The sequence below is a fragment of the Corynebacterium sp. CNJ-954 genome (assembly GCF_001942345.1).
Taxonomy (GTDB): domain Bacteria; phylum Actinomycetota; class Actinomycetes; order Mycobacteriales; family Mycobacteriaceae; genus Corynebacterium.
Window position 1 is genome coordinate 94,166 of record NZ_MKKI01000033.1, and the last position, 15,515, is coordinate 109,680.

Annotated in this window: 13 protein-coding genes and 1 pseudogene; 7 read left to right on the top strand and 7 right to left on the bottom strand. The window is 66.1% G+C overall.

Translation table 11 applies throughout. From position 1 onward, the window contains the following. Positions 1-19 precede the first annotated feature (19 nt). The 3 genes from BJF89_RS10385 (at position 20) to BJF89_RS10395 (ending at position 3,641) form a co-directional block, all read left to right on the top strand. Complete coding sequence (locus tag BJF89_RS10385) at positions 20-949, top strand: YihY/virulence factor BrkB family protein (protein ID WP_255372615.1); 930 nt, start codon at positions 20-22, stop codon at positions 947-949. A gap of 110 nt (positions 950-1,059) precedes the next feature. After that, positions 1,060-2,277: an oxygenase MpaB family protein gene (locus tag BJF89_RS10390; protein WP_075814614.1), complete on the top strand. Its 1,218-nt coding sequence runs from the start codon at positions 1,060-1,062 to the stop codon at positions 2,275-2,277. A gap of 194 nt (positions 2,278-2,471) precedes the next feature. Further along, positions 2,472-3,641 carry an oxygenase MpaB family protein gene (locus tag BJF89_RS10395; protein WP_075814957.1) on the top strand — a complete coding sequence of 390 codons (1,170 nt, stop codon included), beginning with the start codon at positions 2,472-2,474 and terminating at the stop codon, positions 3,639-3,641. 21 nt (positions 3,642-3,662) lie between these two features. Here the strand turns inward: BJF89_RS10395 and BJF89_RS10400 are convergent, their stop codons facing one another. From BJF89_RS10400 to BJF89_RS10415, 4 genes and pseudogenes are all read right to left on the bottom strand, one after another. After that, positions 3,663-4,355, bottom strand: coding sequence for a DedA family protein (locus BJF89_RS10400; RefSeq protein ID WP_139311985.1), 693 nt, complete (start codon positions 4,353-4,355; stop codon positions 3,663-3,665). Between the two features lie 158 nt (positions 4,356-4,513). After that, a pseudogene (locus BJF89_RS10405) lies at positions 4,514-6,804 on the bottom strand (3-hydroxyacyl-CoA dehydrogenase NAD-binding domain-containing protein). Positions 6,805-6,843: 39 nt separating this feature from the next. Then, positions 6,844-8,070: an acetyl-CoA C-acetyltransferase gene (locus BJF89_RS10410; RefSeq protein ID WP_075814617.1), complete on the bottom strand. Its 1,227-nt coding sequence runs from the start codon at positions 8,068-8,070 to the stop codon at positions 6,844-6,846. A 145-nt stretch (positions 8,071-8,215) separates the two neighbouring features. Next, complete coding sequence (locus tag BJF89_RS10415) at positions 8,216-9,046, bottom strand: bifunctional 2-polyprenyl-6-hydroxyphenol methylase/3-demethylubiquinol 3-O-methyltransferase UbiG (RefSeq protein ID WP_075814619.1); 831 nt, start codon at positions 9,044-9,046, stop codon at positions 8,216-8,218. A gap of 177 nt (positions 9,047-9,223) precedes the next feature. Between BJF89_RS10415 and BJF89_RS10420 the strand changes: the two genes are divergently transcribed. Then, positions 9,224-10,351: a glycosyltransferase family 4 protein gene (locus tag BJF89_RS10420; protein ID WP_075814621.1), complete on the top strand. Its 1,128-nt coding sequence runs from the start codon at positions 9,224-9,226 to the stop codon at positions 10,349-10,351. On the opposite strand, the gene BJF89_RS10425 is transcribed toward BJF89_RS10420, so the two are convergent. Both BJF89_RS10425 and BJF89_RS10430 read right to left on the bottom strand, forming a co-directional pair. Continuing rightward, positions 10,341-10,793, bottom strand: a complete 453-nt coding sequence (locus BJF89_RS10425; protein WP_075814624.1) for a hypothetical protein — start codon at positions 10,791-10,793, stop codon at positions 10,341-10,343. The two genes, BJF89_RS10420 and BJF89_RS10425, sit on opposite strands and share 11 nt — an antisense overlap. A gap of 36 nt (positions 10,794-10,829) precedes the next feature. After that, the gene (locus tag BJF89_RS10430; RefSeq protein WP_075814628.1) at positions 10,830-11,387 is read right to left on the bottom strand and encodes a manganese efflux pump MntP family protein; all 558 of its coding nucleotides are present in this window, start codon (positions 11,385-11,387) and stop codon (positions 10,830-10,832) included. A gap of 374 nt (positions 11,388-11,761) precedes the next feature. Between BJF89_RS10430 and BJF89_RS10435 the strand changes: the two genes are divergently transcribed. Genes BJF89_RS10435 through BJF89_RS10445 form a run of 3 tightly spaced genes read left to right on the top strand, consistent with a single transcriptional unit; the run spans position 11,762 to position 13,727 of the window. Then, positions 11,762-12,148, top strand: a complete 387-nt coding sequence (locus BJF89_RS10435; RefSeq protein ID WP_075814630.1) for a GntR family transcriptional regulator — start codon at positions 11,762-11,764, stop codon at positions 12,146-12,148. Then, positions 12,145-12,858, top strand: coding sequence for an ATP-binding cassette domain-containing protein (locus tag BJF89_RS10440; RefSeq protein ID WP_075814633.1), 714 nt, complete (start codon positions 12,145-12,147; stop codon positions 12,856-12,858). Before BJF89_RS10435 ends, BJF89_RS10440 begins: the two co-directional genes overlap by 4 nt. Then, positions 12,855-13,727: a hypothetical protein gene (locus tag BJF89_RS10445; protein WP_075814636.1), complete on the top strand. Its 873-nt coding sequence runs from the start codon at positions 12,855-12,857 to the stop codon at positions 13,725-13,727. The genes BJF89_RS10440 and BJF89_RS10445 overlap by 4 nt, the downstream gene beginning before the upstream one ends. A 24-nt stretch (positions 13,728-13,751) precedes the next feature. Here the strand turns inward: BJF89_RS10445 and BJF89_RS10450 are convergent, their stop codons facing one another. Then, positions 13,752-15,437 (bottom strand): hypothetical protein, encoded by a 1,686-nt coding sequence (locus BJF89_RS10450; RefSeq protein WP_075814961.1) that lies wholly within the window; start codon positions 15,435-15,437, stop codon positions 13,752-13,754. Positions 15,438-15,515: the final 78 nt, after the last annotated feature.

Sequence of the window (15,515 nt, forward strand, 5' to 3'; positions counted from 1 at the left end):
TCGGTCGTTTCGGCGGTTCCTGTTGTGTGGATGCATCGACCTTGCGGGGAGTCTGACGTTCCGGACGTTGCTGGCACTGTTCCCGGCACTCATCGCCCTGGTGTCGATTCTTGGGTTGTTCGGACAGAGTGAAGAGTCTGTCGTGTCCCTGCTCAACGAGGCAGAGGACATTGTCCCGGATTCCGCGTGGGGAGCAGTGGAACCGGTTCTGTCGGAGATCCTGAATACCCCGTCCGCGGGCCTGGGGCTTGTCCTCGGTCTGGCGACGACCTTGTGGACCGCGTCCGGATACGTCAAGACCTTCGGCCGGGCGATGAACAGCATCTATGACACCACCGAGGGGCGGGGGCTGATCAAGTACAACCTCCAGATGTACCTGCTGACCGCATTCCTGCTGGTGCTGATCGCCCTCGGGATTGTCGCGTTCAGTATCTCCGGGCCGATCGCCGAGATGATCGGCTCCGCGGTCGGGCTCGAGCAGACGACGCTGCGGATCTGGGGAGTCGCACGCTGGATCGTGATCGCCGTGGTGGTGATCCTACTTGTCGGACTGTTGTACCGGACGACGCCGAACATCCGGGTCCGCGGTATGCGGTGGGTCAGTGCCGGTGCCGTGCTGGCGATCGGGGGAGCGGTCCTGGCGTCACTGGTCTTCTTCTTCTACGTGTCCAATTTCGGCAACTACAACGCCACCTACGGCACCCTCGCAGGTGTCGTGATCCTGATGCTGTGGTTGTTCATCGTCAACATCGTGCTGTTGTTCGGGGCAGTGGTCGACAGCGAGGTTGAACGGGTCCGGCAGCTGAAGGCGGGGATGCCTGCGGAGGAGAGTCTGCAGCTGGAGGCCCGCGACACCGTGGCCATCGAGAAAGCGGAGGACCAGCTGGCACGCGACGTGGAGCGTGCCCGCACGGTGCGTGAGGCTGCCGAGGCTGACACTGCAGAGTAGGCGTGACGCACGACACAGTATTTCACCGTTTTCGCTTCCTCAACAGTTCTGTTTCGGGTAGTGTTCTGTGACGCATACTACATTTCCACAGCGACTTAATGGAGGACACCATGGCTTGCCCGTACTCCGGCCATGAGGGCGATCTCGCCGATCTGACGAAAGAGACGTCATCGGACGCCTCACTGACCAGCACTGACACCGCCGCCGAGAAACCGAAGAAGCAGCCTCGTCGCGGGACGAAGGGCGACAAGCTCGCCCGGGCGGACGAAGGATTCTTTGGTCCCGGGTCGGTGGCATGGAAGGTCTGGGGCTTCCCCGGCTCCGCACTGCACGGTTTCGCACGCGCGGTGACCATCGAGCACCTCGACCCGGACCTGGTCGCTGCAGTCGACGAGTCGGGGCAGGTCATCAAGCGCACGCCGATCCGCTATGACCGTACGATGGAGTACTTTGCGGCGATTCTCGTCGCCGACGCCCAGACCGTCACCCGTATGTCGGACATCCTGATGAAGGTCCATGACCGCTCCTACGGTGTGAACCCAGTGACCGGGAATAACTACGAGGCCAACCGGCCGTCTTCCCAACTCTGGATCCACATCACCGCCTGGCATTCCATCCTGTACGTCTACGAGAAGTTCGGCCCCGGCAAGCTCTCCCGTGACGAGGAGAACGAGTACTGGGCGCAGTGTGCGATTTCGGCGAAGTTCCAGCCGATCAACCAGGAGGAGATCCCGACGACGCGTGGCGAGGTGCAGGCGTACCTGGACAGCTGGCGTGAGAAGCTCTCGGCCTCTGAGGCTGCGGTCTACAACATCAACCACATCCTCAACGGGTTCGAGACGATTGAGCCGGACCTGCCGAAGTGGCTGCAGAAGATCGGTCGCCCATTGCTCCGGCGCAGCGTTATCGCGACATATCCCCGGTGGATGCGCAAGATGATGGGGCTGTCTCCGCAGTCCAAGTTGATGGATACGCTGTCCATTGCCGTGTGGAAGCCGATCTTCAAGGCTATGCAGGTCGAGCCGCGGCTGATGATGTGGATGGTCAAGAGGATCTGCCCCCGGGCGACCCGCTTCTATGAGCCGATTCTCTTCAATACGCCGGCAGAGTCCCCCAAGGTGTACACCCCGGAAGTGGCTCGTCGGATGTTCGGCAACCCGCTGACTCCGCTTGAGCAGCGCGAAGAACTGCTGAAGAAACGAGAGGAGGGGACGGGGCAGAAGGCTTACAGCCACAACCACGAGGACACCATCCTCGAGTTCAAGAACGCAGAGTCTGAAGAGACCACTAAGGAGACATTGACGGCTGGCGGCTACAAGGTGGGTTAACCTGCTCGGCATCATCTAGGAGGCCACTTCCAGGCCTGACAGGGCGACTACAGTGCACGCGGTCGCCCCTTGGTGTCGGGGTCACGGTGACCTATGCCACAGATTTTTCCCGTTTTTACTTCCGGAATGATTCTGTTTCGGGTAGTGTTCTGTGACACGTACTACATTTCCACGACGATTTAATGGAGGACACCATGGCTTGCCCGATTTCCGGCCATGAGAACGATGCTGTGGATACGGCAGACAACACCCCGAAGCAGAAGTTCCGCCGGGGTGGCAAGGGAGACACGATCACCCGTGCAGACGAGGGGTTCTTCGGCCCCGGTTCTGTGGCGTGGAAGGTCTGGACCTACCCGGCCTCCGCTCTGCAGGGCTTCTTCCGTGCGGTGACCATCGAGCACCTCGATCCGGATCTCGTCGCCGCTGTCGACGCCTCCGGCCAGGTCATCAAGCGTATGCCTACCCGGTACGACCGGACGATGGAGTACTTCGCGGCCGTCACCTTCGCCGATGCGCAGACGGTCACCCGGATGTCAGACATCCTGATGAAGGTCCATGACCGCTCCTACGGTGTGAACCCGGTGACGGGAAACAACTACGAGGCGAACAAGCCGTCCTCGCAGCTGTGGATCCTGGTCACCGCCTGGCACTCGATCCTGTACGTCTACGAGAAGTTCGGCCCCGGCAAGCTCTCCCGTGACGAGGAGAACGAGTACTGGGCACAGATGTCGATCGCTGCCCAGTTCCAGCCGATCGACCTGGATGATGTGCCGAAGACCCGCGGCGAGGTGCAGGCGTACCTGGACAGCTGGCGTGAGAAGCTGTCGGCGTCCGAGGCTGCGGTCTACAACATCTCCGAGATCCTCGATGCCTTCGAGAACGCATTCGTCGATCTTCCGAAGCCGCTGCGTGTGGTTGCCCGCCCGCTGTTCCGTCGCAGTGTCATCGCGACCTACCCGCACTGGATGCGCGGCATGGCAGGGCTGAAGCAGTCCAAGGCCATGGATGCTGCGATGTTCGCACTGTGGAAGCCCATCCTCCTGGGATTCCAGCGTTCACCGAGTGCGCTGATGTGGGTCGTTCACCGGATCTGCCCGCGTGCTGAGCGCTACATCGAGCCGGCCATCCGGAAGATCCCGGCAGAGTCGCCGAAGGTCTACACCCCGGAGGTGGCCCGCCGGATGTTCGGTAACCCGAAGACCCCGCGTGAGCAGCGTGAGGAACTGCTGAAGCTGCGTGCCGAAGGTAAGGGTCAGAAGGCTTACGGCCACAACCACGAGGACACGATCCTCGAGTTCAAGAACGCGGAATCTGTCGAGTCGACCGATGAGGTCGTCAACAGTGAAGAGTTCAAGGTCGGATAGTCCCGACCCGGGTTCCTGGTACTACGGCCGATCGTGCTCTGCACGGTCGGCCGAGGTGTTGTCGGAGCCGCTCAACGAACCCTGTCGACCGGACGACTGGCGCTTCCGTCGCCGGTCCCGCACCACGAGATACCCCACGAACGCCACTACGGCCACGACCAGGGCTACGTAGACCCAGGTGGAGTAGCGGTCCATCACGTCGGACACCGTGGTCCAGTTCTCGCCGAGAGCCACGCCCAGCCAGATCAGTACACCGTTCCACACCCCCGAACCAACCAGGGTGAGCAACGAGAACTTCAGCAGGCCCGTGCGGTGCACCCCGGCCGGGATGGACACGAGACTCCGGACGCCGGGTACCAGACGTCCGAAGAGGATCGACGCCTCGCCGTACCTGCTGAACCAGTGCAGTGCCTTGTCCACGTCCTCACCCTCGGTGAGCCACATCCTGTCCGCGATGGCGCGGAGCCGTTCCGCGCCGACGACCGCCCCCAACCAGTACAGCAGCCATGCGCCGAGCATGGACCCCGTCGTCGCCCCGATGAACGCGGCCCACACGTTCAGCTCACCCAGTGTGGAGCTGAAGCCGGCGAGAGGGAGGACGAGCTCGCTGGGGATCGGCGGGAACACGGTCTCGATGAGGATCGCGAGGCCGACGCCCAGGGCGCCGAGGGTGTCCATGAGGGAGACAACCCAGTCGACGAGAGAATCAAACACGCGGGTCCTCCGGAACGGTCAGACGAAAACAGGCCATAGTTCCGGTAAATATAGCGTCCGTAACTGGCAGGGCACTGGCAGGCGCCTGGGAACGCAGAACGACGGTCACCGTCAGAGACAGTGACCGTCGTCAACCCTCGCCGGGGCGTCGGGTGCTGTTAGCCCTTCAGGGAGTCCAGCGGGGCGAACCGGTCGCCGTAGGCGGCCGCGAGCTCCTCGGCACGGGCGACGAACCCGGTGACACCGCTGGTCGGGTAGTCGTCACCGGCGTCTGTCGGCAGTGCGGCAGCGGCCGGACGGGCGTAGTTGCTGATGAACTGGCGGCTGCCACCGGTCCACGCCGGGTAGCCGATGCCCAGGATCGAGCCAATGTTGGCGTCGGCATCCGAGGTCAGCACGTTCTCGTCGATGCAGCGCTGGGTCTCGAGGGCCTCGATGAACAGCATGCGCTCGATGAGGTCGTTGAGCGTCGGGGCACCGTCAGCGGAACCGCTGGTGGACTCCAGGTCAGCGCCGGCGGTGGCGGCTTCGCCGTCGGGGACGGTGACCGGGGTGATGCCCAGCTTGTCGCGGACCTCACCGCGCAGGCCGGACCACAGGCCGGCACGACGGCCGTTCTCGTCGTACTCGTAGAATCCCTTGCCCTCGAGCTTGCCGGGACGGTCGAACTCGTCCAGCATCGCGTCGACCAGCGCATTGACGCCGCCGTCGTCGACGGTGACGCCGGCTGCTTCGGCGGCCGCGGCCGTCTCGGCACCGATCTTGCGGGCCAGCTTCAGGTTCAGCTCGTCCTGCAGCTGCAGCTGCGGGGCGGGGTAGCCGGCCTGGCGTCCGGCCGCTTCGATCACGGCGGGGTCGACGCCCTCGACGAGCATACGCATCGCCTCGTTGAGCACGGTCCCGATCACGCGGGAGGTGAAGAAGCCGCGGGAGTCGTTGACCACGATCGGGGTCTTGCGGATCTGGCGCGCGAAGTCCAGCGCCTTGGCCAGGACGGCCGGGTCGGTCTTCTCGCCGGAGATGATCTCGATCAGGGGCATCTTGTCCACGGGGGAGAAGAAGTGCAGGCCGATGAAGTCGGCGGCGCGGTCGACGCCCTCAGCCAGTCCGGTGATCGGCAGGGTGGAGGTGTTCGACCCCAGGACGGCCGTGGACGGCACGGCGGCCTCGATCTCGGCGAAGACCTTGTGCTTGAGCTCGGTGTTCTCGAAGACGGCCTCGATCACCAGGTCGACGTCGGAGAGGTCCGCGTAGTCGGCGGTCGGGGTGATGCGTCCCAGCAGAGCGGCGGACTTCTCCTCGGTGGTCTTGCCACGCTTGAGGGCCTTGGCCTCCAGACCCTCGGAGTAGGCCTTGCCCTTCTGGGCGTTCTCCTCGGAGATGTCCTTGAGGACGACCTCGATGCCGGCCTTCGCGGCGACGTAGGCGATGCCGGCGCCCATCATGCCGGCACCGATGACACCGACCTTCTTGAAGGTCGTGGCGGGGTACGGCGTGCCGTCCTCCTGCACGGGACGGGAGCCGCCGCCGTTGCAGTGGTTCAGGTCGAAGAAGAAGGCCTGCATCATGTTCTTGGACGTGGGGCCGGTGACCAGCGAGACGAACCAGCGGGTCTCCACGGCTGTGGCGTCCTCGAGGCGCTTGAGCTGCGCACCCTCCACGGCGGCGGACAGGATCGCCTGCGGGGCGGGCATCGGTGCGCCCTTGATCTGCTTGGTGACGTTGGCGGGGAAGCTCGGCAGCATCGCGGCGAGCGCCGGGGTGGTCGGGGTGCCGCCGGGCATGCGGTAGCTCTTGCGGTCCCAGGGCTGGGAGGCTTCCGGCTCCGAGGCGATCCAGCCTTGGCCGCGTCGATGAGTTGGTCGGCGGGGACGATCTCGTCGATCAGGCCGGTGTCCTTGGCGGCGTCGGCGCTGAACTGGCGGCCGGTGGTCAGGACCTTCATCAGGGCGTCCTGGATACCGAGCATGCGGGTGACACGGGCCACGCCGCCGCCACCGGGGAGCAGGCCCAGGGTGACCTCGGGGAGGCCGAACTTGGCGCCCCTGGTGTCCGCGGCGATGCGGTGGTGGGTGGCCAGCGCGATTTCGAGCCCACCGCCGAGGGCGGTGCCGTTCAGGGCGGCGACGACCGGGACGCCGAGCGTCTCGATGGTGCGCATGTCGGCCTTCATCTGGTCGAGCTGTTTCTGGAAGCCCTCGGCGTCGGCCGGGGTGGACCTGATCATGGACTTGATGTCGCCACCGGCGAAGAAGGTCTTCTTCGCGCTGGTGACCACCACGCCCTTGACCTCGCCGGCCTCGACACCGGCCTTCAGCTTCTCCGCCGTCTCCGTGAGGGAGGACTGGAAGGCGTCGTTCATGGTGTTGACGGACGAGCTGGGGTCGTCGATGGTGAGGGTGACCACGCCGTTGCCGTCGGTCTCCCAGGCGATGATGTTGTCGCTCATGAGGTGTATCTCCTAGAGAAAATCGGTGTTCAGCAGTGGTTAGACGCGCTCGATGATGGTGGCCACACCCATGCCCGCGGCGACGCAGAGGGTGATCAGGGCGTAGCGTCCGCCCGTGCGGTGCAGCTCGTCGACGGCGGTGCCGGTGATCATCGCACCGGTGGCACCCAGCGGGTGGCCCATGGCGATGGCGCCACCGTTGATGTTGAGCTTCTCGTCCGGGATGTTCAGGTCGCGCTGGGCACGCAGGACGACGGAGGAGAAGGCCTCGTTGATCTCCCAGACGTCGATGTCGTCGGCGGTCAGGCCGGCCTGCTCCAGGGCGGCGCGAGCTGCCGGCGCGGGGGCGGTGAGCATGATCGTGGGCTCGACACCGGTGGTCACCGCAGCGACGACGCGTGCACGCGGGGTGAGGTCGTTCTTCTTGCCGGCGGCCTCGGAACCGATCATCAGCAGTGAGGCGCCGTCGACGATGCCGGAGGAGTTACCGCCGTGGTGCACGTGGTTGATGGTCTCGAGCTGCGGGTACTTCGTCAGGGCCACGGCGTCGAAACCGCCCTGCTCGCCGATCGCGGCGAAGGCGGGACGCAGACCGGCGAGCTTCTCCGGGGTCGTCCCGGGACGGATGGTCTCATCGCGGTCCAGGACGGTCACGCCGTTGCGGTCCTTGACCGGCACGACGGAGTTGGCGAACCGGTTCTCGTCCCAGGCCTTCGCGGCACGCTCGTGGGAGCGGGAGGCGTAGGCGTCGAGCTCCTCGCGGCCGACGCCGTCGAGCGTGGCGATCAGGTCGGCGGAGATGCCCTGCGGGATGAAGTCGTTGGCGAAGGAGGTCTCCGGGTCCATGGCCAGGGCGCCACCGTCGGAGCCCATGGGGACGCGGGACATCGACTCCACGCCACCGGCGAGGACGAGGTCCTCCCAGCCGGAACGGACCTTCATCGCACCCAGGTTCAGGGCGGTCAGGCCGGAGGCGCAGTAACGGTTGATCTGCACACCGGTCGCCGAGTAGGGCAGACCCGCGTTCAGCGCGGCGGTCCGGGCAATGTCCATTCCCTGGTCGCCGAGCGGGGTGACCACGCCGGAGATGACGTCGCCGACCGCTGCCGGGTCGAGGCCCGGGTTACGGTCGAGGATCTCGGTGATAAGCCCACTGAGCAGGTCAACGGGTTTGACGGTGTGGAGGCTGCCGCCGGGCTTGCCTTTACCGCGCGGGGTTCGTACGGCTTCGTAGATGAAAGCCTCGGGGATGCTGTTGTTTGTCATGACGGTCCTCACTTGCCTCACTTGTTGGTGCGACGACATCGGTGTGCAACATGTGTCGCCGATCACTCTATCCCCATATGTGGTTGCATGCGGCATTCGGGCGAGGTTCGGGGGTGCCGTTTTCCTGCGGTTTTGTGTCGTGAAGCTACACGGTGACCTGTTTCCGCAACACCAGAACCAGGTTCGAGACCGCCAGTTCCCGCACTCCCGGGACGTTGACCATCCACCACGCCCACCACGGGTGGTAGCGGGGGAAGGCGGCGAGGAACTCGGCGTCCTCCGCACGTTGTCCGGACGCGGCGTCCTGCGCATAGCGCAGTCCGTCGGCACAGGAGACGTTGAACAGGCTCTCGCCCCAGCGGTTCTTGGGCGGATGGCCGTTCTTCCTCTCATACCGGCGCGCCGCGTACTCCCCGCCCACGTAGTGCTGCCACAGGCCGGTCTCATGCCCACCGAAGGGTCCCAGCCAGCAGGTGTACGAGAAGATCATCAGCCCGCCAGGTCGGGTGACACGCAGCATCTCGTCGGCCATCCGCCACGGGTCGGAGACGTGCTCGGCGACATTGGAGGAGTAGGTGATGTCGAAGGCCCCGTCGGCGAACGGAAGGTCCATGCCGGACCCACGCACGGAGGACTGCAGATGGATCCCGGCCGCAGCCATCTCGCCGACATCCGGCTCGCAGGTGACGTAGTCACCGGGCCCGACCCCTGCCGCAGCAAACGCCCGGCCGAAGTAGCCGGGGCCGCCGCCGACATCGAGGATGCGGCATCCGTGGAGGGGGGCGCCGGACGCATCGTTCCAGAGGTCGGTGAGGAGACCGACCGTGTCCTCGGCGAGGTGACCGTAGAACCGGTCGGGGTCGCTCTGCTCGAAGCGGAAGTCGCCGAGCAGGCCGAGGGAGCGGCGCAGTGTCGCGCGTCGGCGGAGAGTGGGGAGTCCGGGACGGGAGGAGGGGCCGGAAGAATCCGAGGGCATGTGCTGATGATCCCACTACGGGTTCTGTGCAGGCAATACGGGACTGCGCAGCGGCTCGTCTGCCATTGCTCCAGTGCACCATGTCCCCCCATGTACAGAACGATAACTACAGGAGAGCACGTTGATATGCGCAGTGCGACGGGGCGCCGATGCCGTGCCTGTATCGTGAGAACGGTCATGAAGGTTCTGTTGCTGTGTTGGCGCGACTCCGGCCACCCGGAAGGCGGTGGTAGTGAGGTCTATCTCGAGCGCGTCGCGGAATACCTCGCGCGGCAGGGGCATACGGTGACGTTCCGCACCGCCCGCTATCCCGGATCGGCACCGTCGGAGGAGCGCAACGGGGTCCGCTACAGCCGTGGCGGCGGAGCCCTGACCGTGTATCCGCGGGCATGGTGGTACATGCTGCGTAGCGAGCGTCCGGACGTGGTCGTCGACACGCAGAACGGTGTGCCGTTCTTCGCGCGCATGATCGCCGGGGCAGGACGCGACGGTGCACGCGCCGTCCTGCTGACCCACCACTGCCACCGTGAGCAGTGGCCGGTCGCCGGGCCCGTGCTGTCGCGGATCGGCTGGTTCCTCGAATCGCGTCTGTCGCCGTGGGTGCATCGGCGGACGCCTTATGTGACCGTGTCGGAGCCGAGTGCCGAGGAACTCGTGGATCTCGGGGTGGACCGTCGACGGATCACCGTGATCCGCAACGGCGTAGACATCCCTGACTCCGTCACCACCGGTGACACGGGGGGTCAGGGACGGTCAGGACGGTCAGGACGGTTCCGCCTGGTCACGCTGTCACGGCTGGTGCCGCACAAGCAGATCGAGCATGCCATGGACGCGCTGGCCAGCGTCCTTCCCCGCCACCCGGAGACGTATCTCGACATCATCGGTGACGGGTGGTGGTCTGAACGGTTACGACGGCACGCCGAGGACCTCGGGGTGTCAGGGCACGTGATCTTCCACGGTCATGTCAGCGAGGAGGTCAAGCACCGCGTCCTGGCGCGGGCGGACCTGCATGTCCTGCCCAGCAGGAAGGAGGGCTGGGGTCTGGCGGTCATCGAGGCGGGCCTGCACGGGGTGCCCACGCTGGGCTACCGCTCGTCGGCCGGGTTGCGCGACAGCGTCGTGGACGGTGTCACCGGAGTCCTGGTCAACTCGGAGGGTGGGCTGATCAACATGCTGGGCCAGTTGATGGAGGACCCGTCCCGCCTGTCGAGGCTGGGGGAGGCTGCACGGGAACGTGCGGGGACGTTCTCCTGGCAGCGGACCGGCGCGGCCTGGGAGGAACTGCTCACCGGTCTCAGGAAGTAGCGCCCGGACGGCCCCGGAACAGCCTCCGGGCCACGCGGAACACGAGAACGAGCAGGCACGCCAGGCCCAGCGCACGTCCGAGGGGATGGAGGATGCTGAGCGAGAAGATGACCGGGAGGTTCTGGTCTGCCCGTGACGTGGGGTAGGCGAGAGCCGCAATGATGAAACACGCCGCCGTCACCAGCGCCAGGGCCTTGTCCGGCCACCGGAAACTCACGGCCGCGACGCCGACAACGAGGATGAGCAGGATACCGCCCGCCACCAGTGAGCTGATGAGCGGATACAGGTCATCGGCGGTGTCGCGGGGGAGGAGCTGTGCCAGGGCGGCGGCAAACCCGAAGAGGGCGACGGCTGTCAAGAGGCCGACGACATAGGGGCCCGGACGGCGCTCGCGTCGCGGGGGTTTCTGGAAGGGGACAACGTCTCCCCAGTACTCGTCCATGAGGTCTCCTGCGGTACTGCCGACGGGGAAACCAGTTTACCCCAGGTGCTCGACCAGGATGCTCACTCCGATGGCGACGAGTACGAGCCCACCGATGAATGTGGCGGGCCTGCCGAGCTTCCGGCCGCCGTGGTGACCGAGCCAGCCACCCGCCAGGGATGCCAGGAAGGTGATCACGCCGATCAGCCCGACGGCACAGAGAATGTTGATCGGCACGAGCGCGAAGCCGATGCCCACGGCGAGGGCGTCGATGCTCGTCGCGATGCCGAGAGTGAGGACGGAGCGGACGGTGAATGCCGTCGCCGTCGTGTCGGACGGGCCGGCGGTGACACTGTCGATGACCATCTTCGCCCCGATGCCGCCAAGCAGTGCGAAGGCGATCCAGTGGTCGACGCTGGTGACCAGGTCGGCGACGGACGATCCCACTGCCCAGCCGATCAACGGCATCACCGCCTGAAAGGCACCGAAGACCAGGGACAGCAGCAGTATCCGGCGCATCACGTGCTCGCGGATCGTCGTTCCCTGGACGACGGAGACCGCGAAGGCGTCGGCGGACACCCCGAGGGCGATGAGGAGAAGTTGGGTGGTTGTCATGGTGTCGGCGACCTCTTTTTCGGCTGTTCCGGCATGGGTGCTGGGCCGAAGGTCTCGTTCGCCTGCGGTGCTGTCGCGGTGCGGAAAACAGCGCAGGTGCGGTGCCGGGCCGGGCGGGACGGCCGGTATGTCGACACAACGCCGGCCGGGGTGGCCGGGAACTACTCCCCTTCTCGTAGGGTGACGCGCGGGACGGGCCGTGCGTCGGGAGTGGACTGTATCAGCAGGTCAGAGAGTGCGAAAGCACGTTTTTGAGAGTTCGACCCGAGAAACTCCGGAGAGTTCGGCCATTGACAAGAGCACTTCGCCGTGTCAGTGTATTAGGTACCTAATACAGAGAGACAAGATGGCGGAAACGCAGTGAGGAGGTGGCCGTGGAATTCGACAACTCGTCCCCGATCTGGAGTCAGCTGCTCGTGGAGTTCTCACGGCGCATCGTGACCGGTCAATGGACACCGGGGGCACGTCTTCCCGGCGTCCGCGAGCTTGCCGCCGAACTGGGGGTGAACCCCAACACCGTCCAACGGTCGCTGAGTGAACTCGAACGGGCCGGTCTGTGCCGCACCGAGCGGACGGTGGGACGGTTCGTCACCGAGGACGGCGACCGGATCAACGAGGAACGCCAGAACCTGGCGCGGGGTGCCGTCGACGATTTCGTCCGACGCGTCCGCGGACTGGCACTGAGCCGGAGCGAGGCGGAGACCCTCGTCGCGACCAGGTGGGGAAAGACAGATACAGACACAGAAACGGAGGAGTCATGATGGACACCCCACACACCACGGGCCTGATCCACGCCCGCGCGCTCAGCAAGAACTACGGCCGTCGGACGGCGCTCGCCAGCATCGACCTGGACCTGCAGCCCGGCCAGATCGTGGGCCTGCTCGGCGAGAACGGCTGCGGGAAGACGACCCTGCTCAAGACGCTCGCCGGCGTCCTGACCGGATACGACGGCGAGGTGGCCATCGCCGGGCATGCCCCGGGCCCGGAATCCAAGGCGCTGGTGTCCTTCCTGCCGGACGTGGGATTCCTCATCCCGTCCCACAAGGTCAGCTTCTGCCTGGCGATGTGGAGCGACTTCTTCGCCGACTTCGACATCGACAAGGCCCGCGCGATGATCGCCGACTTCGGGATCGACGAGGGGCTCCGCATCAAACAACTTTCCAAGGGCATGCGGGAGAAGGTGCAGGTGGCGATCGCCATGTCACGTCGCACACCGGTCTACCTGCTCGATGAACCGATCTCCGGGGTGGACCCGTCCGCCCGTGACTCGATCCTCAGGAGCATCATGGCGAACCTCTCGGAGGACTCGCTGCTGCTGATTTCCACGCACCTCGTCCACGACCTCGAGCCGATGCTCGATGCGGTGGTGATGATGCGCTACGGCCAGGTGATGCTCCAGGGCAGTGCCGATGACCTGCGCGCCCACCACGGCACCAGCCTGGACGGCATCTTCCGGGAGGAGTACCGATGACTACCGCAACGACACCGACGACACCGACGACACCGACACGCACTCTTTTCCGCTATGAGTGGCTGCGCACCCGCAGCATGCTCGCCGTCGTCCTCGGCCTGGCGGTGCTGGCGATCCTGCTCTGCACGGCGTTGATCGCCGTCGACTGGACGGTTTTCAGCACCCTCGCCGCGGGCGTCGGGATCATGGTGGTCATGGGCTTCACCCCGGTCATGCAGATCGTGCTCGCCGTGGACTACTGGCGCTCCAGCTACGGTGCCTCCGGCTACCTCACACAGACCATCCCGGTGAAGGGCAGCCGAATCTTCACGGTGAAGATGCTGTGGGCCGTGGTCGTGACCACGGTGAGCCTGATGGTGACCGTGCTCCTCGGCTGCCTGCTCTGGGTCGGGTTCTCCGCCGGTAACGAGCAGGTCACCGGCCTCGGCGAGATGTTCCGGGAGCTCCGGACGGCAGTCTCTGACTCCGGCGTGCCGGCGTGGCTGATGGTCAGCGTGCTGGTCGGTGGCTACCTGGCCACCCTGACCGGGCCGGTCCAGTACTACTTCTCGATCTCCCTGGGCAAGGAGCGGTGGCTGCAGACCCTGGGCGCCGGTGGTCCGGTGCTGGTGTTCTTCCTGCTGGGCATGGTCAGCCAGGTGGTGGCGCTGATCGGACTGTTCGCCATCCCGGTGGGCATCACCGGCGACACATCAGGGTGGACCCTGGGTGGCTACAGCCTGCTGGACGAGATCGGACGCGATCCGGGTACGACGTCCTCCTATGATTCGATGATGCCGCTGGGCTTCATCCCGCCGATGGTCATCCTCATGCTGCTGTGCCTGTGGCGGACCGTGTACTCCTGGAACCGCAAGGTGGAGCTGGAGTAGGGGGCCTGATCATCCCGCCCCGATTCACCTGTCGACGGCGTAGAGGGTCCACCGTCCGGACGACCAGAGCTCATCGTGCTCCCGCAGGACGTCGGCCATGCCGCGGGTGTCGACGCCACCGTTCCCACCGGCTCCACCGTCCTCGACGACGACCAGGTCGATACCCCGGTCCGCCAGCGTGTCCTCCCCGGACGCCAGCTCGTTGAGGGCGGCGACCGTGTCCGGATCACCGTCGACCAGGGCACCGTCGACGATCAGGTAGCCCGGGTCGAGGGGCCGGCCGGGCAGCATCTTGAGTGCCGGGTCCAATGCGGGACGGTCCCCGATCATCCGGTAGTTACCGGGCGGCCACAACAGGGTCCGGGTAGTTATCCCGTGATCGTCCTGCCAGGTAGTGACCTGGTCGGCGAGTTCCTCGTAGACGCCGTCGAGTTGCACGGGGGCGAGGTCGGCGAGATCCCGCGGCAACACGGGTACCGCGACCCACACCAGGGCGAGGACGGCGGTGGAGCATGCGGCGGCCGTGCGCCGTCCTGCCTGCACCACGGGTGTCACCGCCGAGGCGAGGAGGACAATCAGCCCGGGAAGCGCGAGGACCACGAACTTCTGGGAGTCGCGGACCAGACCAGCTCCCGGCACGTATTCGAGGAACCACCCGGTCACAGTGATCCCCGGGGCAGTGGACATCAGGGCCGGGACCACGACGGACGCCAGGGCCAGCCAGACCAGGGGGGCACCCCGTAGCCGACCGCGACGCGACAGCAGGACCGCAGCCACGACGGCCGCGAGCGCCAGGACCACTCCGGCACCGGTGCTCACCGGTGCGAGTGCTTCGCGGGAAGCGGGGATCGCGTCAGCATTCCAGATCCCGCCGAGCCCGGCCAACGCCCCCAGCGCGCCGACGCCCGGTTCTGCCCCGGCAGCGAACAACGCAGCCCCGGCGGCATCGGTCCGTGTCGCGTCAGCACCCGCGGTGACCAGCGTGGGGATGACCCAGGGGAGGGACAGGACCGTGCCGACGGTGCCGATGCAGACGACGGTGAACACCCGTCGCCGCGGCGCTGCGCCGACGAGAGCCGCCACTGCCGCGGTCAGGGTGGCCAGGATCAGGCCGGTCGGGGTCAGGGCACTGACCAGGAGGAGTACGACGAGGGCGACCAGCGATGCCGGCGAGCGTCGCATCGCGCTGACGGCCACGGCGGGCAGCAGCACCCCGGCGAGGACGACCGACCAATGTCCCTGCAGTAGTCGTTCGGCGACGTAGGGATTCCACAGGGTGACTGCCGCGGCGAGCGCGCCGGCGACCCAGGCCCCCCGACGGCTGTCACCGCTGTCGCCATCGCGACCGACGACCTGCCGGACGAGTGCTGCCGCCCCGAGGGCACCGACGTAGCCTCCCGCCAGCATGAGCACGCTGACCGTCACCGGTGGTGGGCAGAGCGGGGACAACCAGGCCAGCACCGTGTCCTGGGGGACGGCGCGCGGAAGCCCGTCGCGGGCGGTGGCCAGGTCGTTCAGGGCCATGGAGTGGGGGACGACCATGTCCCGGAGGATCAGGGACGGGGTCGCGGAACCCGGGCCCGCATAGCTGAACAGCGTGGAGAGGAACGGCCAGAAGACGATGCCGACCAGCAGTGCGCACCAGAGGTGGAGCAGGAGCGGCGGGCGCACCGTGAGCGGTCGCGACGGGCTCTGGTCCTGCGTGGTCATCGTCTCATCGTAGGCAGGTGCGGCATAGTACGCCTCGCTGGGAAACCCCACCGGTAAAACAGCAGGTCGCCACGGGGT